Source organism: Couchioplanes caeruleus (assembly GCF_023499255.1).
In the GTDB taxonomy this organism is placed as follows: domain Bacteria; phylum Actinomycetota; class Actinomycetes; order Mycobacteriales; family Micromonosporaceae; genus Actinoplanes; species Actinoplanes caeruleus_A.
Map to the genome: position 1 here is coordinate 6,471,415 of NZ_CP092183.1, position 17,862 is coordinate 6,489,276.

Here is a 17,862-nt window from a genome sequence, read left to right on the forward strand (position 1 = left end):
TCAGCCGCCGACGTGGATGCCGGGGCGCCGGGCCGGGTCGGATTCGCTCTTGCGGATGATCTCGCGGACCACCGGGGCCGTGTCGCCCCGGCCCAGCAGCAGGTAGCGGAAGAGGTGGGCGAGAGGGCTGCCCTCCGCCCACTCGAAGTAGCAGTGCGGGCGTACGCCGCTCGCGTCGCGCAGGGCGAGCAGGACCGCCGCGATCGCGTTGGGGGCCGCCGGGCTCTGCACGCGCAGCACGCGGTACGGGCCGACCTCGACGCCGTGGACCGTGAGGACGTTGCTGAACTGCGAGGGGTCCACCACGTCGATCTCGAGGAAGAGCAGGTCCGCCGCGCCCGGTACGGGATTCATGCCGCGCTGTTCGCGTTCCTTGCCGGCGTACTCCTCCTCGTCACCGGCCTGGCGCCGGTTGGCGACGAGGTTGAGTTCGCCGTCGTACGCGATGGAGTCGGCGATGAACGTCCGGGCGGCCTCGTCGAACTCGATGCGGTCTGCGCGCAGCTCGGTGGTGCGGCTGATCCGGGACACGAGCGAGACGACGATGATGCCCGCGATGAAGACGGCCGAGATGGTGATGCCGTCGGGCTTCTCGATGATGTTGTCGCCGAGCGCGTACAGCAGGACGAGCGTGAGCACGGTGAAGCCGATAGTGGCTCCGCGCTGCCGGCGCCGGGCGGCGGAGATGGTGACGGCGACGGCCCCGGAGACCATCATGGCGAGGATGCCCGTCGCGTACGCGCCCGCCTGCGCGTTGACGTCCGCACCGAAGGCGACGGTGATGCCGACGCTGATCGCGGTGTAGACCAGCACGACCGGGCGGATGGCGCGGGACCAGTCCGGGGCCATGCCGTAGCCGGGCAGGTAACGGGGCACGATGTTGATCAGGCCGGCCATCGCCGAGGCCCCGGCGAACCACAGGATCAGGATGCTGCTGAGGTCGTACGCCGTGCCGAAGGCCTCACCGAGCTTCTCGTGGGCCAGGTAGGCCAGCGCGCGCCCGTTGGCCCCGCCGCCCGCCTCGAACTCCTCGTGCGGGATGAGCACCGTGGTGACGAAGCTGGTCAGCAGCAGGTACACGCTCATGATCAGCGCGGCGACGGTGAGCAGCTTGCGGGTGTTGCGGATGCGCGCCTGGAGCCGCTGCCCGGGCGATGTCCCCTCGGCGGCGACCAGCGGCATCATGCTGACCCCGGTCTCGAAGCCGGACAGGCCGAGCACCAGCGCGGGGAACGCCAGGAACACCGAGGAGACCGTGCCGAAGCCGCCGGCGGCTACCCCGTCGAGCCAGGCGGAGAACGCGTGCGGGACCGTGAACACGTCGATGAGCCCGACCACGGTCACCGCGGCGTTGAGCCCGAGGAAGATCACCACCAGCGGCAGCGCGACTCGGACGGCCTCGCGGAAGCCGAGCAGGAAGACGAACCCCAGGATCAGCAGCAGCACCACCGTGATCGGCACCGCGTGCCCGTGCAGGAAGCCGGGCAGGTACGGGTTCTCCGACATGTGCACGGTCGCGTCGGCCGCGGACAGCGTGATCGTGATGATCCACGAGGTCGCGACGAAGCCGAGCAGCACGAGCACGAAGAGCTTGCCGTACCAGAACGGGAGCAGGTCCTCCAGCATGGCGATCGAGCCCTGGCCGTGCGGGCTCTCCTTGGCGACCCGGCGGTACATCGGGAGCATGCCGGCCAGCGTCAGCGCGACGATCAGCAGCGTGGCCAGCGGCGAGAGGGCACCCGCGGCGAGCGCCGCGATGGCCGGCAGGTAGGACAGCGTGGAGAAGTAGTCGACGCCGGTCAGCGCCATGACCTTCCACCAGGGCTGCTGGTGCGCCTCGTCCTCGGCCGACTCGGGCCCGACCGGCTGGACCCGGTTGGCCAGCAGCCAGCGGGTCACCCGGTGGGCGGGCGGGGGTGCCTGCGCCGGCACCGCCACGGACGCCGGTACGTTGATCTCGGAGCTCATCGATTGTCAGGATGCACCATGGGTACGACACCCGCACCGGCGGACGGAGGATTCGGCATGCGCACGATCGTCGTGACGGGGGCCAGCTCCGGAGTGGGGCTGGCCGCCGCTGGTCAGCTGGCCGCGCAGGGCGATCAGGTGGTGGTCGTCGGGCGGGATCCGGGCCGGCTGGGCGCGGCGATGGCGCAGATCCGGGCGGCCGCGACGGGCCCCGAGCCGGACGAGTTCCGCGCCGACTTCGAGTCGTTCGGCGACGTACGGCGGCTCGCGGACCATCTGCTGGCCACGTACCCGGTCATCGACGTGCTCGCGAACAACGCCGGCGGCATGCTGGGCTCGTACCGGAAGACGGTGGACGGCTTCGAGGCGACCGTCCAGGGCAACCACCTCGCGCCGTTTCTCCTGACCACCCTGCTGCGGGAGCGGTTGCGCGGCGGCCGGGTGGTGAACACCTCCTCGCGGGCGCACCAGCGGGCCCGCGTCGACCCGGACGATTTCACCGGCGACCCGGCCTCGTGGAACGCGTGGCGCTCCTACGGCGCGAGCAAGGCCGCCAACATCCTGTTCACGGCCGAGGCGGCCCGCAGGTGGCCGGACATCCTGTCGGTGGCGTTCCACCCCGGTGTGGTGCGCAGCAACTTCGGCGCGGGCGCGGTGACGCGGTTCTTCTACAAGGTCGCACCGTTCCTGACCAGCCCGCACGACGCGGGCGCGCTGCTGGTCTGGCTGGCGACCGCCCCGGCGGAGGAATTGCAGAACGGCGCCTACTACGTGGGACACAAGGTGACCGCGCCCGACCCGCGGATCACGGATCCCGCGCTGGCGGCGCGGCTCTGGGATGCCAGCGAGCGGGCCTGCGCGGATAACCGTTAGTTCGACTTTCATTACCTTCTTCACGAAGGGCTGCCCGCGGGCGCAGGACCTTTGTAGGTTCTGGCCTCATGATCGCCCCGGCCACGTCCCGCTGGTGGGCGGGGGCCGCGCGCTGCGCCGCCGCGCTGAGCATGCTCGCCGTCACCGCGGTGTGGGCGGCGAACGGCGGTGCGCGGCAGGCGGCCGGCGGCGGCTGGCCGGCGCTGGGCGCGGCGGGACGGCTGGCCGCGCTGTGGTCGGCGGACCTGATGCTGCTCCAGGTCGTGCTCATGGCCCGGATCCCGCTGGTGGAACGGGCGTTCGGCCAGGACACGGCGGCCCGCTGGCACCGCTGGACCGGCTTCGCGTCGTTTCATCTGCTGCTGGCGCACGTCGTGCTGGCGACGCTCGCGTACGCCGCCGGCGGCGACCCGCTCGCGCAGTTCGCGCGCTTCGTCGCCCACTACCCGGGGATGCTGCCGGCCACGGCGGCGCTGGTCGCGGTCGTCCTGGTCGTCGTGACATCGGTACGCCGGGCTCGCCGCCGGTTGCGCTACGAGTCGTGGCATCTGCTGCACCTGTACGCGTACCTGGGCGTCGCCCTGGCGCTGCCGCACGAGCTGCGGGCCGGATCGGACTTCGTGGCGAGCCCGGCGGCGCGCGCGTACTGGTGGACGCTGTATGCCCTGGCCGCCGGCAGCGTGCTGGTCTTCCGCCTCGGCATACCGGTGTGGCGCACGGTCCGGCACCGGCTGGTGGTCGATCACGTCGTCCCGGAGGCGCACGGGCTGGTCTCGGTGTACCTGCGCGGCCGGCGCCTGGACCGCCTGCCGGTGCGGGCCGGCCAGTTCTTCGTCTGGCGGTTCCTCGACGGGCCCGGGTGGTCGCGCGGGAACCCGTTCTCGCTGTCCGGGCCGCCGCACGGCGATCAGCTGCGCATCACGGTGAAGGTGCTCGGCGACGGCAGCGCCCGGGTGGCGCGGCTGCGGCCGGGCACGAGGGCGCTGATCGAGGGCCCGTACGGACGCCTGACGGCCGAGACATACCGCGGCGGGCCGGTGACGATGCTCGCGTGCGGGTCCGGGATCACGCCGCTGCTGGCGCTGCTGTGGGACCTGCCGTACGGCCACGGCCAGGCGACGCTGATCTACCGCGCCCGGCACGCGCGCGAGGTGGCGTTCCTGGACGAGCTCGAATGGCTGGCGCAGCGCCGCGGCGTACGGCTGATCCCGCTGATCGGCCCGCGCGCGCGTCCCACGTCCTGGCTGTCCGAGGAGTACGCGGACTACACCGACGCGCAGGCGTTGCGCGAGCTCGCCCCGGACATCGCCGGTCACGACCTGTACGTGTGCGGTCCCGGTCCGTGGACCGAGGCGGTCCGCGCCGCCGCCCGGGCGGCCGGGGTCCCGGCGGCGCGCCTGCACCGGGAACGCTTCGGATGGTGAGCGGATGATCGAGCAGAATGGTCCGATGGAGAACCACCCCAACGTTCAGGCGGTCCGCGCCGCGCTCGCCGCCACCGACGCCCGCACCGCCGCGGGCACCGCGCCCGAGATGGTCCTGTTCGACGAAGGCGTGCACACCGCCGCCGCCGCGGCTGCCGCCCTGGGTGTCGAGGTCGGACAGATCGCCAACTCGCTGATCTTCGAGGCGGACGGCGCGCCGCTGCTGGTGCTCACCTCCGGCGCGCACCGGGTGGACACGCGCAAGGTCGCCGCCGGGCTCGGCGTCGCCCGGCTGGGGCGGGCCACGCCGGAGTTCGTCCGGGCGCACACCGGTCAGGCGATCGGCGGGGTGGCTCCGCTGGGACATCCCAAGCCGGTCAGGACGCTGGTCGACACGGCCCTGGCGCAGTACGACGAGGTGTGGGCGGCCGGTGGCGTACCGCAGGCGGTCTTCCCGATCACGTACGCGGAGTTGCTGCGGGTCACCAACGGTGTACCCACCGACGTCGCATGAGTCAATGATCACTGGACTGAACTCCGCCTCGAGGGGCGAAGGTGGCGCGCGTCCTTAAGATGGAGAACTGCGTCATCCATGCCCATTGACCCCCTCGGAGTCCGACAACCATGGCCGCCGATACCGCCACGGAAACGGAAGCGGTAGCGCCACCTGCCACCGTCCCGGACCCGCCGCCGGAAAAGCAGGCACCGCCACCGGAGCAGACACCGGCGGACGAGCCGGAGCAGACCCCGCCGGCCAAGCAGGAGCCGCCGGCGGAGCAGGAGCCGCCAGCCGTCCAGGAGGAGGTCCCGGGGAACCCCGCGGTCCCGGAGCCCCCGGTCCAGGACACGCCGCCTGTGTCGCCGCCGCCGCCCTCCCGGGCCGGCCGGGCGTGGGCCTGGATGCGGACGAGGCTGATTCCCACGCTGGCCCTGGTGACGTTCCCGTTCGCGGCCACGCTCACCGTGATGCTCATCCACATCGGCACCCGGCAGCTCTGGCGCGATGAGAACGCGACCTGGTGGGCCGCCTCGCTCGACCTCGCCGACCTGCGCAAGATGGTGCAGACGGTCGACGTGGTGCTGTACCCGTACTACGCGTTCATGCACGGCTGGGTGACGCTCTTCGGTGACACCGAGACGGCGCTGCGGATGCCGGCCGCGCTGGCGATGGCGTTCTCCGCGGCGGTGATCGCGCTGATCGGGCGGCGGCTGTTCGACGCCCGGGCCGGCCTGATCGCGGGTCTGCTGGTGCCGGCGGTCCCGGTGATCAGCCGGTACGGGCAGGAGGCACGCCCGTACGCGCTGGCGATGCTCGCCACGGTCACCGCGGTGTGGCTGCTGCTGCGCGCGGTGGAACGCCCGACGGTGTGGCGGTGGATCCCGTACGCGCTGGCGGTGATCGCGATCGGCTGCAGCCACATCGTGGCGCTCATGAGCCTCGCCGGCCATCTCGTGGTGGTGATCGCGGCGGTGATCCGCGCCCGGGGACGCCGGCGGCTGTGGACGATCCTCGGCTGGCCGCTGTCCGTCGTGGCCGCGGTGCTCGCCGTCTCGCCGCTGATCGTGCGCGGGCAGGGCCAGGGCGCGCAGATCAACTGGATCCCCGACACGACGTGGGAGCGGGTGCAGGCCTTCCCCGGCGAGGTCTTCATGAGCCCCGCGGTGGCCGGGTTCTTCCTCGCCGCCGGCCTCGGCGCGATGTTCGTGCTGGCGTTCGAGGGCCGCGGCGGGCTGCTGCTGGTGTGGGCGCTGCTGCCGCCGATCGTCGCGTACTACACATTCCACGAGTACTACTTCTTCTACCCGCGCTACATGCTCTTCACGGTTCCGGCCTGGATCCTGCTCGCCGGGTTCGCGCTGCGCCGGCTGGCCTCGGCCGCCGCCTCCGGCCGGGTCGCCGCGACCGCGAAGGTCGTCGTGGTCGTCGTCGCGGCCGCGGCCGGGCTCACCTTCGCCGGGTGGACGGAGCAGGGCAACATCCGCAGCGACGCGGAACCGGACGAGTTCGCGTTCCGGCTGGCCGCGGGGCTCATCGCCGCCCGCGAGGAACCCGGCGACGGGATCATCTTCACCGGCTACCGGTACGCCCACCGCGGCTTCCGGTACGAGTGGCGCCACCAGCCGCGCGAGCAGCAGCCGCAGGAGATCCTCGTCGACCAGCCGCCGGACGAGGCGTGGTCGTGGGAGCACCCGCCCTGCCTGCCGACCGCCGTGTGCCTGGCCGACACCAAGCGGATCTGGCTGGTGTCCACGGACCCGAGCGGCCTGAGCCCGTTCTGGCCGCTGCCCGGCTACCAGCAGAAGGCGGTCCAGCGCCGCTACGACATCGTGCTGCATGTCGAATTCCATCGGGTCTGGGTCACCGAACTCGTCCGGAAGCCTCCGCGCAAGTAGCCGGCCCGCCCAGGCGTGATGCCGCGCGGCCTGGGTAGCGTGACGGGATGACGTCCGTACCGCCGCTGGTCACGCTGCACGTGTGGCGGGTCCCGCGGCGGGACGTCGGGCACGCTTTCGTCCGGATGGCGGTGGATCCGCGCCGGTTGCGGCGGGTGCCCGGGGCGCGGTTCGGCCGGCTGCTCGGCACCGGGACCGGGACGACCTTCGGGCCCGGCGACTCGGACCTGACCCGGTACGCGGCCGTGGTCGCCTGGGACGGCCCGGACGGCGGCGACCTGGGCGCGATCGGCGCGGCCTGGGACCGGATCTCCTCGGCTTCCGCACGGGTGGACCTCACGCCCCTGACCAGCCACGGCCGCTGGTCGGGAGTGACGCCGTTCGGCGAGCCGTCGGACGGGCGGCACGACGGCATGGTGCTGGCGCTGACCCGGGCCCGGCTGCGGCCCGCCCGGGCGCTGACGTTCTGGCGTGCGGTGCCGCCGATCGCCCGCGAGCTCGCCGCCGCGCCGGGGCTGCTCGCACGCTTCGGTGTCGGCGAGGCGCCGGTGGTCTGGCAGGGCACGGTCAGCGTGTGGCGCAGCGCGGCGGATCTCACCCGGTTCGCGTACCGTCAGCCGGAGCATCGCGCGGTGATCGCGCGGACGCGGGAGGTCCGCTGGTACGCGGAGGACCTGTTCGCCCGGTTCGCGGTGCGCGGCATCAGCGGCGACAGGGCCGTACTGGGCTGGCGGGAAGGAGAGCGATGAGGCTCGTCCCCTGGCAGCCGGACGACATGCTCCGGCGGCTGGACGACGTGGTGAGCGTGTACGGCGAGGCGATGGGTTACCGCGCCGAGCTGCTGCAGACCCGCCGCGGGTACATCGGCGCGCACGTACGCCGCGCCGGCTTCCGGGCGGTCGCCACCCTGACCACCGACGGGCACCTCGCCGGGTTCGGGTACGGGTACGCGTCCGGTCCCGGCCAGTGGTGGCACGACCAGGTCCGTTCGTCGCTGGACGAGTCCGCCCGGCGGCGCTGGCTGTCCGACTGCTTCGAGGTGGTCGAGCTGCACGTGCGCCCGAGCGCCCAGGGCCACGGCATCGGCGCCCGCCAGCTGCGCGCCCTGCTGTCGATGGCGGACGGGAAGACCGTGCTGCTGTCGACGCCCGAGGCCGACGAGGAGCAGTCCCGGGCCTGGCGGCTGTACCGGCGCTTCGGCTTCGAGGACGTGCTGCGCGACTTCATGTTCCCGGGTGACGAGCGAGCGTTCGCCATCCTCGGGCGCGGCCTGCCGCTGACCGAGCGCGCCCCGGCCGAGGACGCACCGGGCATTGTCGGCATCTGAGCGGTCGTCGTGGGCGCGCCCGGCCGTCCCCGCGGCTGAGTGGCCGTCGTGGGCGCTGCTCGGCGCGCTCGTCCTGGTCCAGATCTGCTATCCGCTGACCTCGGGAGGCGTACGCGCCGGGCTGACCGTGACCACGGTGGTGCTGGGCTACCTGCTGTCGGTGGGTCACGCGCTGCTCAGCCGGGGTCCACGCGCCGCGGCCGCGCTGGTGGGTACGGCCACGCTGGGCGGGTTCGCGGTGGAGGCGGTCGGGGTGGCGACCGGGTTCCCGTTCGGCACGTACGACTACTCCGGCCAGCTCGGCCCGAAGGTGCTCGGCGTACCGCTGATCATCCCGCTGGCGTGGACGTGGATGGCGTGGCCGGCGTGGCTCGCGGCGCTGCGGCTCGCCCGGTCGCGCGCGGCCCGGGTCGCGCTGGCGGCGGCCGGGCTGGCGGCGTGGGACCTGTTCCTGGATCCGCAGATGGTCGCCGAGGGCTACTGGGTGTGGCAGTCGCCGACGCCGGCGCTGCCGGGAGTGCCGGGCATCCCGGTGGGCAACTATCTGGGGTGGCTCGGTTTCGCGCTCGTGCTGATGGCGGTTCTCGCGTCGGCCGCCGGCCCGTCGGGCGGGCGGGCGCTCGGCGGGGACGCCCCCATGATCGCGCTGTGGCTGTGGACGTACGCTTCCTCGGTGCTCGCCCACGCGGTGTTCCTGGGGCTGCCCTGGTCCGCGCTCTGGGGCGGCGTCCTCATGGGCGCGGTCGTGCTGCCGCTGCTCCCGGCGTTGCGCGCCGCGAAGGACGGACTGCCCCGGCCGGGGCGACGCGCATGATCTGGCTCGCCCTGCTGCCGTGGCTCGCGCTGACCGGCCACACGCTCGTCAACGCGATGCTGCTGCGCCGGCCGCCCCGCGGCGCCGCGGTCACCGAGCGCGTGGCGGTGCTGCTGCCGCTGCGTGACGAGGCCGACCGGGTGACGCCGTGCCTGGAGTCGCTGCTCGGTCAGCGGGGCGTCCCCGAGCTGGAGATCGTCGTGCTGGACGACGGGTCGGCCGACGGCACGGCCGAGGTGGTGCGCCGGGTCGCCGGCGACAAGGTACGGCTGCTGACCGGCGCGCCGCTGCCCGCCGGATGGCTCGGCAAGCCGCACGCCTGCGCGCAACTGGCCGCCGCGGCTCCGGGCAGCGACGTGCTCGTCTTCGTCGACGCCGACGTGGTGCTGGCTCCGGACGCCGTCGCGGGCGGGGTCGCGCTGCTGCGTTCGGCGCAGGTCACGCTGCTGTCGCCGTACCCGCGGATCACCGGGGCCGGGCGGCTCGTGCAGCCGCTGCTGCAGTGGTCGTGGTTGACGTTCCTGCCGCTGCGGCTGATGGAACGCTCGCCCCGGCCGTCGCTGGCGGCGGCGGGCGGGCAGTGGCTGGTCGCCGACCGGGCCGGCTACGAGCGGGCCGGCGGGCACGCGGCCGTGCGCGACGACGTGCTCGAGGACATCGGGCTGGCGCGGGCGGTCAAGCGCTCCGGCGGCCGGATCGCCCTCGCCGACGGGTCACGGCTGGCGCAGTGCCACATGTACGCGTCGTGGCGGGAGCTGGTGGACGGTTACAGCAAGTCGCTGTGGGCGTCGTTCGGGTCGCTGCCCGGTGCAGCTGCCGTCGTGCTCCTGCTGGTCCTGCTGTACGCGGCGCCGCCCGTGACCGCGATCCCGCTCCTGATGTCCGCAAGGGTGGATCTTGCGTTGGTGACGCTGTCCGCGTACCTCCTGGGTGTTGCCGGAAGGGTGATCTCCGCGGCCGCGACGGGCGGGCGGACCTGGCCCGATCCCCTGGCGCAGCCGGTCTCGATCCTGGTGTTCGGGTGGCTGGCCGCCCGGTCGTTCGTGTTGCGCCGGCGCGGCGCCCTGAGCTGGCGGGGACGGCCGGTATGAGCGAAATAGCGGTGATCGGCGCGGGGGTCGGCGGGCTCGCCGCGGCGGCCCGGCTGGCGGCGGCCGGTCACAAGGTCGCGGTGTACGAGCAGGCGCCCGAGGTCGGCGGCAAGCTCGGCCGGTACGAGCGCGACGGTTACCTCTTCGACACCGGCCCGAGCCTGCTCACGCTCCCCCAGGTCTTCACCGATCTCGGGCTGACGCTCGACCCGGTGCCGCTGGACCCCGTGGTGCGCCACGTGTTCCCCGACGGGTCCGTGCTCGACTCATCATCCGATCCGGAGGTGTTCCGCGAGCGGATCACCGACGCGTTCGGGGCGGCCGCGGCGGCGGACTGGGCCCGCTTCTGGAAGCGCGCCGAACGGATCTGGGCCGCGTCGTGGCGCTCGGTGCTGCAGCGCGAGGTGTCCCCGGCCACGCTGGCGCGGCTGTCGTGGCGCCTCGGCGACCTCGCCGCGATCGCGCCGGGCCGCTCGCTGCGCACGCTCGGCCGCCACTATCTGCGCGACTGGCGGCTGCGGATGATGCTCGACCGGTACGCGACGTACACCGGCGCCGACCCGCGTCGCGCCCCGGCGGCGCTGGCCGCGATCCCGTACGCGGAGCTGGCCTTCGGCGGCTGGTACCTGCCCGGCGGCCTCGGCGTGCTCGGGTCCGCCCTGCTCGACCGCTGCCGCGCCCTGGGCGTCACGATCCACACGTCCGCCCCGGTGACCGCCATCCGTACGTCCGCCGGCCGCGTGACCGGCATCTCGGTGGCGGGTTCCGACGTCCCGGCGGACCTCGTCGTGTCCGATGTGGACGCTGCGACGCTGTACCGGGACCTGCTGCCGTCGCCGTCGCGCCTCGCCGGCCTGTCCGACCGCAGCCTGGCCGGGTTCGTGCTGCTGCTGGGCGTCCGCGGCGAGACCTCGCAGCTCGCCCATCACACGGTCCTCTTCCCGCGCGACTACGACGCCGAGTTCGACGCGGTCTTCGGCGACCCCGCCCACGGCCGCCGCGCCCGGCCGCCGTCGGACCCGGCCGTCTTCGTCACCCGGGCCGAGGACCCCGCCGTCCACCCGCCGGGCACGGAGGCGTGGTTCGTCCTGGTGAACGCGCCCCGGCACGGCCGCGCGCCGGGCGCCGTGGACTGGCAGCGCCCCGGCCTCGCGGCGGCGTACGCGGACCACATCCTGGACATCCTCGCGGCGCGCGGCTTCGACGTCCGCGACCGCCTGGCATTCGTGGAGACCCGCACGCCCGCCGACCTGGCCGCGGCCACGGGCGCACCCGGCGGGGCGATCTACGGTACGGCCGGAGGGCTGCTGCGGCCGGGCAACCGGGGGCCGGTGGGCGGGCTGTACCTCGTGGGCGGTTCGACCCACCCCGGTGGTGGCCTCCCGATGGTCACCCTCTCAGCCAAGATCGTCGCCGACGCGATCGGGCCGGCCTGAGGCCGCCGCTCAGCGGTCGCGGACCCGGGCGTACATCTCCACGTCGCACCGGCGGCCGCCCATGACCTGATAGCTGCGCAGCAACCCCTCCCGTTCGTACCCGGCCCCCAGCGCGACCCGTTTCGAGGCGTCGTTCCACGGCTCGATGCACAGCTCGGCCCGCCACACCCCGAGCCTGCGGAACGCCCACTCGGTGAGTCCCGCCACCGCCTCGCGCGCCAGCCCCCGGCCCCGCGCCGGCGGCAGCATCCAGTACCCGAGCCCGGCGCGGCCCAGATCGAGGTCGCGCAGGCGCAGGCTGACATGCCCGACGACCGTGCCGGTGGCCCGCTCCGCCACCGCGCGCGGCACCGTGACGCCGCTGGCCGACAACTCCGTCATCCGGCGCAGGAACGCCTGTCCGGCCTCCACCGTGTACGGCTCCGGAACCGACGTGATGGAAGCGATGTACGAATCCGCCGCGGCCTGTGCGAGCGCACCGAGATCACCCTGGCGCCACGGTCGCAGCACGAGTCGTTCCGTCGGCACCTCGAGGTCGGCGAGGCCGGGATCCGGCACCGGCACTCAGGCGTCCTGGTAGTCGAGCACAGCGGCGGCGGCTCCGCTGGAGTCCTTCGGCTTCGGGCGCCGGGGCTCCCGGAGCGGCGCGCCACCGCCGGTGTCGTCGTCCGGGCCTTCCCGCCGGAACGAGGACACTTCCCCGTCGCTTTCCCGGCGCTTCCGTTTCCTGGGCACGGGCATCTCCCTTCCACGCAGCTCTTCGCGGGGAGACCGCATCTGACGACTGTAGGACGGCAGTTCCACGCGTCGGTAAGGTCTGCGCGTGCCTTTTCTGCCGCTGGATGACCTGGAACCGCTGGCCGAGCTCGTCCGCGACGCGAAGGTGGTCGCCATCGGCGAGAGTGCCCACCACGTCCGCGAGTATCACGACGTCCGGCACCGGCTCACCCGGATCCTCGTGGAGCGGCACGGCTTCTCGGTGTTCGCGATGGAGTCCGGCTTCAGCGAGGGCCTCGCGGTGGACGCGTGGGTGCGCGGCGGCCCCGGCGACCTCGACGACCTGGCCGAGCGGCACATCACGTACCGGATGGGTCAGTGCGCCGAGATGCGCGAGCACCTGTTGTGGATGCGGTCGGCGGGCGTGCGCTTCAGCGGCATCGACGTGCCGGGCTCGGCCACCTCGCCCCTGCCCGGCCTGCTCCATCTGCGCGACCTGCCCCCCGTCGACGAGATCATCGCGCTCGTCGAGACGTACGCGAAGGAGCCGGGCCTGTCGGCCTACGCCGCCTACGCCGCGATGCCCCAGCCGGACCGCGACCGGATCACCGCACTGCTGGCGGACCTGACCGTACGCGTCGGCACCGGCGCCCCGGACCCCACGGCGCGGCGCGAGGTGCGGCTCGTCGTCCTGCTGGACCAGCTGCTGCGCGGCAACGTCGCAGCGCGCGACCTGGGCATGGCCGAGACGGTCCTGGACCTGGTCGAATCCGGCGCCAAGGTGGTGGTGGGCGCGGCGAACGGCCACATCCAGCGCACCCCGATGGCCCTGCCGGGCGTCGAGGTGCCGACCATGGGCACCCACCTGACCCGACGGCTGGGCGACGCGTACGCCCCCGTCGCACTGACCGCGACCACGGGCATCACGCCGACCCGCCGCCGTGATCCGCACGCTCCGGGAGGCGTGGCGGTGGTCGGGGTCCCGCTCCCGGAGGCGCGGGAGGACAGCGTGGAGGCCGCGGGGCCGGGGACGCTGCTGCGCGGCGCGTTCGGGACGGCGTCCTGGATCAGGGTGCTGGACGGCTGGCAGGAGACCGACCTGGCGGCCGCGTACGACGCCGTGGTGAACGTGGGAAGCATCTCCCCGGCCGCACAGGTCGACGGGCTCAGGTGAAAGCGTCGCGGAACCGGTGCAGCGCCGCCTCCGGTTCGCCGGACGCCCAGCCTTCGAGGGCGACCACTCCCGCATAGCCGAGCCGGCGGAGCGCGGCCGCGATCGCGGGATAGTGGATCTCGCCGGTGCCCGGCTCCTGCCGCCCGGGCACGTCCGCGACCTGGATCTCCCCGACGAACGGCAGCGCCTGCTCGACGAGCTGAACGAGGTTTCCCTCGCCGATCTGGGCGTGGTAGAGGTCCAGGTTGAGCCGCAGATGCGGGCTGTCGACGGCCTCGACCAGAGCGAGGGTGTCCGCGGCCCGCGCGAACGGGGTGCCGGGATGGTCGACCGCGGTGTTGAGGTTCTCCAGCGTGAAGACGCGTCCCGCGCGCTCGGCGAGGCCGGCCAGGCGGCGCAGGGTCTGGGCGGCGGTCAGCCACATCTGCGGCGTCACCACGGCGGCGGGCACCACGGGGAGTCCCCGGCCGTCCAGTCCGGTGCCGTGGATGTTCAGCCGGGGGCAGTCGAGGCGCTCGGCGACCTCCAGGGCGTGCCGGGCGGTCCGCAGCAGCTCCTCCGCGCCGGCCGGGTCGGCGAGCGTGCCGGTCCGATATCCGGTCATCGACGACACCGTGGCACCGGTCTTGACCAGCGCGTCGATGTCCTTGTCCGCCCAGTTCCACATCTCCGCCTCGAAGCCGAGCTCGGCGATGCGGGCGACGCGTTCGGCGAACGGCAGCTCGAGGAAGACCATCTCGGCGCAGACGGCGAGGCGGAAGCCGGTCATGCCGCGACCTGCACGGGTCTGCCGGAGGCCGCGGACTCGGCGGCGGCCAGCGCGATCGTCAGGGCCGCGCGCGCGTCCTCCCCGGTGACCGGAGCCGGGGTGCCGGTGCGGACAGCCTCGACGAACGCGGCCAGCTCGGCGACGTAGGCGGCGCCGAACAGCTCCTGATCACTCTGCATCGTCGCGACGGTGCGGCCCGCGGGGCCGGAGCGGACCATCGCCGTGCGGCGGGCGTCGCCCATGGTCGCGGCCCCGGCCGAGCCGAAGACCTCGGCGCGGACGTCATGGCCGTACGCGGTCTCGAAGCACGCCTCGGCGAAGCCGACGGCGCCGTTGTCGAAACGCACCATGACCCCGGCCGTGTCGCGCAGCCCGCGGTCGCGCCAGGCGGGCTCGACCAGCGCGTCGGCGGTCGCATACGCCTCCACCGCGGTCGCGCCCGGGTTGAGGAAGCGCAGCACGTCGAAGTCGTGGATGAGCGTCTCGAAGAAGATCGTGTCCGGCGGTACGCGGGCGGGGTCGAAGCCGCCCGGGTCGCGGGTGAGCGAGCGCAGCAGCCGTGGCACGCCGATCTGTCCGGTGTCCAGCAGCTCGCGCGCGGCCGCCCAGTCGGCGGCGAACCGCCGTTGGAACCCCACCTGCAGCACCACACCGGCATCCCGCGCGGCGGCGATGGCGCGGTCGGCGTCGGCCAGGGTCAGCGCGGCCGGTTTCTCGCAGAACACGCTCTTGCCGGCCCGCGCGGCCGCGACGATCAGGTCGGCGTGCAGGCGCGCGGGGGCGGCGATCACCACCGCGTCGACCTCGGGGTCGTTCCACAGCCCGTCGGCGTCGGGATAGAAGCGGTCCGCGTCGAGCTCCTTGCCGCTTACCGGATCGGCGACGGCGACCAGCCGCGCGCCGGGCAGACGCCGGCTCAGGGTTTCTCCGTGGAACAGGCCCATCCGGCCCGCCCCGACCAATGCCACGCGTACGTCCCTGGAACGTTCCATACGACCGAGCCTGGGCCACGGTGGCATCGGGCGTCAAGGCTTGGGCCTGGAACGTTCCAGCACTACGCTGTGCAGATGGCGAACACGGAGTCGCGGCCGACCCTGGCCGATGTGGCCGCCCGCGCCGGGGTGTCGAAGTCGCTGGTGTCCCTGGTGATGCGCGGCGAGCCCGGAGCGGGCCCGGAGACGCGACGGCGGGTCCTCGAGGCGGCCGGTCAGCTCGGCTATCACCCCGACAGCCGGGCACGCCTGCTGCGCAGCGGCCGCAGCCGGTTGCTCGGTGTCGTGTTCGGCATCCAGCACCCGTTCCACGTCGACCTGGTCACCGCGCTCTACACCGCTGCCCGCGAATCCGGGTACGAGCTGGCGCTCAGCGCCGTCACCCCCGACCGCGACGAGGCCGAGGCGACCGCGGGCCTGCTCCAGGACCGGTGCGAAGCGCTGATCATGTGCGGACCCCGGACGGCGGCCGCCGAGCTGACCCGGCTCACCGCACGGCTGCCGGTCATCGTCCTGGCCCGCAACGTGCGGGCCGCCGACGTGATCCGTACGGCCGACGACGAGGGCCTGCGCGAGGCCGTCGACCATCTCGCCAGCCTCGGCCACCAGCGGATCGCCCACATCGACGGGGGCCGCGCGCCCGGGGCGGCGGACCGGCGGCGCGGCTACCGCGAGGCCATGGCCGCCCGCGGGCTCACCCGCCACATCAGCTTCACCGAGGGCGGCCTCACCGAGGAGGACGGCGCCGCGGCCGCCCGCCGCCTGCTCGACGGGACCGTACGGCCGACCGCGATCACGGTCTTCAACGACCGCAGCGCAACGGGCGTCCTCGACGTCCTCACCCGCGCCCGCCTGCGTGTACCCGGGGACGTCAGCGTCGTCGGCTTCGACGACAGCAACCTGGCCCGGCTGGCCCACATCAACCTGACCACGATCGCTCAGGACACCGGCACGATGACCCGGCTGGCCGTCGCCAGGGCGATCGACCGCATCGACGGCAACGAGGTCGGCCACCGCGCCGTCGTCGTCCCACCCCGGCTCGTCGTCCGGGCGACGACCGCACCGCCCGCCGGGTGAGACGCCGGGGACCTACGCCTCCGCGGGTCAGTGGCCGCTGAAGGTAAACCGCCTACAGAGGATGGACGCCGATCGGCAGTTCGCCCGTGGCCAGATGGTCGAGCACCGTGGCCCGCAGCGCCTCCGCCGCGTGCGGGAGGATCGCGCGGCGGCGGTGGGCCAGCGCGATCGTGCGGCGCATGCCCGGCGGGGCGAGCGGGGTGGCGCGCAGCAGCGGCCGGTTGGCCAGCACCATGCTGGGTACGAGCGCGACGCCGAGGCCGGCCTCGACGAAGGCCAGGACCGCGTCCATCTCGCCGCCCTCGACCGCGAAGCGCGGGGCGAAGCCGGCCCGCCGGCACGCCTCCAGGGTGACGTCGCGCAGGTCGTAGCCGGGGCGGAACATCACCAGCGGGGTGTCGCGCAGGTCGGTGAGGGCGAGCTGGGTGTTCGGCGTCGGCGGGGGGCCGGCCGCCACCGAGGCCACCACGAGGCTCTCGCGCAGCACCGGCGCCGCGTGCAGGGCCGGGTCGACGCCCTGCTCCGGCTGGACGATCAACGCGAGGTCGAGGTCGCGGGCGAGCAGGTCGGCGATGAGGTCCTGGGAGCTGCCCTCGTTCACGTGCAGTTCGATGTCCGGGTGTTCCGTACGGAATCGGCGCAGCACCATCGGGACGAGCGAGGAGCAGAGGCTGGGGGTCGCGCCGACCCGGACCCGGCCGCGGCGCAGCCCGACGATCTCCTGGACCGCGTCGCGGGCCGCGTCGGCGTCGGTGACCATCCGGCGCGCCAGCGGCAGCAGGGTCTCGCCCGCCGCGGTGAGGGCGACGGCGCCGCGGGCCCGTTCGAAGAGCGGCGCGCCGAGCGTCTCTTCGAGGGTGTGAATCTGCTTACTTAAAGTCGGCTGTGAGACGCCCAGCGAGCCGGCCGCCTGGGTGAAATGCCGGGTTTCTACCACTGCCAGGAAGTATCGGAGCTGTTGGAGCTGCACGTCCATAGCTTACGTCTATGATGACCCGGTCGATCATGCATTAGACGAATCGCTTCGGCGTTCCTACCGTCCATGGGGTGGCCGTAGATACCAGAGTTCCTCCCCCGAAAGCGACGGCGGAGCCCGCCAAGAAGGCGCTCGGCAAGACCCCGGCGAAGCGGGCACCCCGAGGCCTCCGGTCGTCGGTCTCGCTCAAGATCCTGATGGCGGCCAGCGGGCTGCTGCTGGTCGGCTTCCTGTACATGCACATGCTCGGCAACCTGAAGATCTTCTTCGGCGCCGACAGCTTCAACCACTACGCCCACTGGCTGCGTACGGTCGGCGTGCCGCTGCTGCCGGAGGACTGGTTCCTGTGGATCCAGCGGTTCGCGCTCTCGGCCGCCGTGATCGCGCACATCTTCGCCGCGACGGTGCTGGCCCGCCGCGCGCGCCGCGCCCGCCCGGTGCGCTACGTGCACCGGCCCAAGGTGCAGGGCAGCTACGCGGCGCGCACGATGCGCTGGGGCGGCGTGATCATCCTGCTCTTCGTGATCTACCACATCCTCGACCTGACCACCGGCACGCTGAACCCGGTCGCGGACCCGGAGCACCCGTACCGCAACGTGGTGGCGGACTTCGCGCCCGGCCGCTGGTACGTGACGCTCTTCTACACGCTCGCCGTCGTGAGCGTCGGCTTCCACCTGCGGCACGGGTTGTTCAGCGCCGCACGCACGCTGGGCCAGCGCACCCTGCGCGGTGAGCGCATCGTCCGCGCCGCCGCGCTCGTCCTCTCGGTCGCCCTCGTCGCCGGCTACCTGTCGGTGCCGTTCGCCGTGCTCACCGGATTGGTGGACTGA

The 17,862-nt window shown here is 73.4% G+C and carries 18 protein-coding genes; 12 read left to right on the plus strand and 6 right to left on the minus strand.

What is annotated here, in order from left to right:
* Complete coding sequence (locus COUCH_RS29815; protein ID WP_249608530.1) at nucleotides 1–1,968, minus strand: amino acid transporter; 1,968 nt, start codon at nucleotides 1,966–1,968, stop codon at nucleotides 1–3.
* Between the two features lie 57 nt (nucleotides 1,969–2,025).
* Here COUCH_RS29815 and COUCH_RS29820 point away from each other — a divergent pair, with 57 nt between their 5' ends.
* The 9 genes from COUCH_RS29820 (at nucleotide 2,026) to COUCH_RS29860 (ending at nucleotide 11,327) form a co-directional block, all read left to right on the plus strand.
* Complete coding sequence (locus COUCH_RS29820; RefSeq protein ID WP_249608531.1) at nucleotides 2,026–2,841, plus strand: SDR family NAD(P)-dependent oxidoreductase; 816 nt, start codon at nucleotides 2,026–2,028, stop codon at nucleotides 2,839–2,841.
* Nucleotides 2,842–2,909: 68 nt separating this feature from the next.
* Nucleotides 2,910–4,265: a ferredoxin reductase family protein gene (locus tag COUCH_RS29825; protein ID WP_249608532.1), complete on the plus strand. Its 1,356-nt coding sequence runs from the start codon at nucleotides 2,910–2,912 to the stop codon at nucleotides 4,263–4,265.
* Between the two features lie 25 nt (nucleotides 4,266–4,290).
* Complete coding sequence (locus tag COUCH_RS29830) at nucleotides 4,291–4,779, plus strand: YbaK/EbsC family protein (protein WP_249613848.1); 489 nt, start codon at nucleotides 4,291–4,293, stop codon at nucleotides 4,777–4,779.
* Between the two features lie 386 nt (nucleotides 4,780–5,165).
* On the plus strand, nucleotides 5,166–6,659 hold the full coding sequence (locus COUCH_RS29835; protein ID WP_249608533.1) for a glycosyltransferase family 39 protein: 1,494 nt from the start codon (nucleotides 5,166–5,168) through the stop codon (nucleotides 6,657–6,659).
* A gap of 47 nt (nucleotides 6,660–6,706) precedes the next feature.
* Nucleotides 6,707–7,408, plus strand: coding sequence for a monooxygenase (locus COUCH_RS29840; protein ID WP_249608534.1), 702 nt, complete (start codon nucleotides 6,707–6,709; stop codon nucleotides 7,406–7,408).
* On the plus strand, nucleotides 7,405–7,986 hold the full coding sequence (locus COUCH_RS29845) for a GNAT family N-acetyltransferase (protein WP_249608535.1): 582 nt from the start codon (nucleotides 7,405–7,407) through the stop codon (nucleotides 7,984–7,986). Before COUCH_RS29840 ends, COUCH_RS29845 begins: the two co-directional genes overlap by 4 nt.
* Nucleotides 7,973–8,800 carry a carotenoid biosynthesis protein gene (locus tag COUCH_RS29850; protein ID WP_249608536.1) on the plus strand — a complete coding sequence of 276 codons (828 nt, stop codon included), beginning with the start codon at nucleotides 7,973–7,975 and terminating at the stop codon, nucleotides 8,798–8,800. Before COUCH_RS29845 ends, COUCH_RS29850 begins: the two co-directional genes overlap by 14 nt.
* Entirely contained in the window at nucleotides 8,797–9,891 is a 1,095-nt protein-coding gene (locus tag COUCH_RS29855; protein ID WP_249608537.1) for a glycosyltransferase, read from the plus strand. Before COUCH_RS29850 ends, COUCH_RS29855 begins: the two co-directional genes overlap by 4 nt.
* On the plus strand, nucleotides 9,888–11,327 hold the full coding sequence (locus COUCH_RS29860; RefSeq protein WP_249608538.1) for a phytoene desaturase family protein: 1,440 nt from the start codon (nucleotides 9,888–9,890) through the stop codon (nucleotides 11,325–11,327). Before COUCH_RS29855 ends, COUCH_RS29860 begins: the two co-directional genes overlap by 4 nt.
* A 9-nt stretch (nucleotides 11,328–11,336) precedes the next feature.
* Here COUCH_RS29860 and COUCH_RS29865 read toward each other — a convergent pair whose 3' ends face one another.
* Both COUCH_RS29865 and COUCH_RS29870 read right to left on the minus strand, forming a co-directional pair.
* On the minus strand, nucleotides 11,337–11,891 hold the full coding sequence (locus COUCH_RS29865) for a GNAT family N-acetyltransferase (protein ID WP_249608539.1): 555 nt from the start codon (nucleotides 11,889–11,891) through the stop codon (nucleotides 11,337–11,339).
* Nucleotides 11,892–12,062: a hypothetical protein gene (locus COUCH_RS29870; protein ID WP_249608540.1), complete on the minus strand. Its 171-nt coding sequence runs from the start codon at nucleotides 12,060–12,062 to the stop codon at nucleotides 11,892–11,894. It abuts the gene before it with no gap.
* Between the two features lie 88 nt (nucleotides 12,063–12,150).
* On the opposite strand from COUCH_RS29870, the gene COUCH_RS29875 reads away from it, so the two are divergent.
* Nucleotides 12,151–13,218: an erythromycin esterase family protein gene (locus COUCH_RS29875; protein ID WP_249608541.1), complete on the plus strand. Its 1,068-nt coding sequence runs from the start codon at nucleotides 12,151–12,153 to the stop codon at nucleotides 13,216–13,218.
* Here COUCH_RS29875 and COUCH_RS29880 read toward each other — a convergent pair.
* Nucleotides 13,211–13,987, minus strand: coding sequence for a TIM barrel protein (locus tag COUCH_RS29880; protein ID WP_249608542.1), 777 nt, complete (start codon nucleotides 13,985–13,987; stop codon nucleotides 13,211–13,213). The two genes, COUCH_RS29875 and COUCH_RS29880, sit on opposite strands and share 8 nt — an antisense overlap.
* Nucleotides 13,984–14,979, minus strand: coding sequence for a Gfo/Idh/MocA family oxidoreductase (locus COUCH_RS29885; protein WP_249608543.1), 996 nt, complete (start codon nucleotides 14,977–14,979; stop codon nucleotides 13,984–13,986). Before COUCH_RS29885 ends, COUCH_RS29880 begins: the two co-directional genes overlap by 4 nt.
* Nucleotides 14,980–15,054: 75 nt before the next feature.
* On the opposite strand from COUCH_RS29885, the gene COUCH_RS29890 reads away from it, so the two are divergent.
* The gene (locus tag COUCH_RS29890) at nucleotides 15,055–16,056 is read left to right on the plus strand and encodes a LacI family DNA-binding transcriptional regulator (protein WP_249608544.1); all 1,002 of its coding nucleotides are present in this window, start codon (nucleotides 15,055–15,057) and stop codon (nucleotides 16,054–16,056) included.
* 52 nt (nucleotides 16,057–16,108) lie between these two features.
* On the opposite strand, the gene COUCH_RS29895 is transcribed toward COUCH_RS29890, so the two are convergent.
* A complete protein-coding gene (locus tag COUCH_RS29895) occupies nucleotides 16,109–17,032 on the minus strand; it encodes a LysR family transcriptional regulator (protein WP_249608545.1) in 924 nt (307 codons plus the stop codon).
* Between the two features lie 71 nt (nucleotides 17,033–17,103).
* Here COUCH_RS29895 and COUCH_RS29900 point away from each other — a divergent pair, with 71 nt between their 5' ends.
* Nucleotides 17,104–17,862: a succinate dehydrogenase cytochrome b subunit gene (locus tag COUCH_RS29900; RefSeq protein ID WP_275980002.1), complete on the plus strand. Its 759-nt coding sequence runs from the start codon at nucleotides 17,104–17,106 to the stop codon at nucleotides 17,860–17,862.

Bases quoted from the DNA above. Each gene is read 5' to 3' on its own strand.
- COUCH_RS29815 (WP_249608530.1), bottom strand. From the start codon at position 1,968: ATGAGCTCCGAGATCAACGTACCGGCGTCCGTGGCGGTGCCGGCGCAG.
- COUCH_RS29820 (WP_249608531.1), top strand. From the start codon at position 2,026: ATGCGCACGATCGTCGTGACGGGGGCCAGCTCCGGAGTGGGGCTGGCC.
- COUCH_RS29825 (WP_249608532.1), top strand. From the start codon at position 2,910: ATGATCGCCCCGGCCACGTCCCGCTGGTGGGCGGGGGCCGCGCGCTGC.
- COUCH_RS29830 (WP_249613848.1), top strand. From the start codon at position 4,291: ATGGAGAACCACCCCAACGTTCAGGCGGTCCGCGCCGCGCTCGCCGCC.
- COUCH_RS29835 (WP_249608533.1), top strand. From the start codon at position 5,166: ATGCGGACGAGGCTGATTCCCACGCTGGCCCTGGTGACGTTCCCGTTC.
- COUCH_RS29840 (WP_249608534.1), top strand. From the start codon at position 6,707: ATGACGTCCGTACCGCCGCTGGTCACGCTGCACGTGTGGCGGGTCCCG.
- COUCH_RS29845 (WP_249608535.1), top strand. From the start codon at position 7,405: ATGAGGCTCGTCCCCTGGCAGCCGGACGACATGCTCCGGCGGCTGGAC.
- COUCH_RS29855 (WP_249608537.1), top strand. From the start codon at position 8,797: ATGATCTGGCTCGCCCTGCTGCCGTGGCTCGCGCTGACCGGCCACACG.
- COUCH_RS29860 (WP_249608538.1), top strand. From the start codon at position 9,888: ATGAGCGAAATAGCGGTGATCGGCGCGGGGGTCGGCGGGCTCGCCGCG.
- COUCH_RS29880 (WP_249608542.1), bottom strand. From the start codon at position 13,987: ATGACCGGCTTCCGCCTCGCCGTCTGCGCCGAGATGGTCTTCCTCGAG.
- COUCH_RS29885 (WP_249608543.1), bottom strand. From the start codon at position 14,979: ATGGAACGTTCCAGGGACGTACGCGTGGCATTGGTCGGGGCGGGCCGG.
- COUCH_RS29890 (WP_249608544.1), top strand. From the start codon at position 15,055: ATGGCGAACACGGAGTCGCGGCCGACCCTGGCCGATGTGGCCGCCCGC.
- COUCH_RS29895 (WP_249608545.1), bottom strand. From the start codon at position 17,032: ATGGACGTGCAGCTCCAACAGCTCCGATACTTCCTGGCAGTGGTAGAA.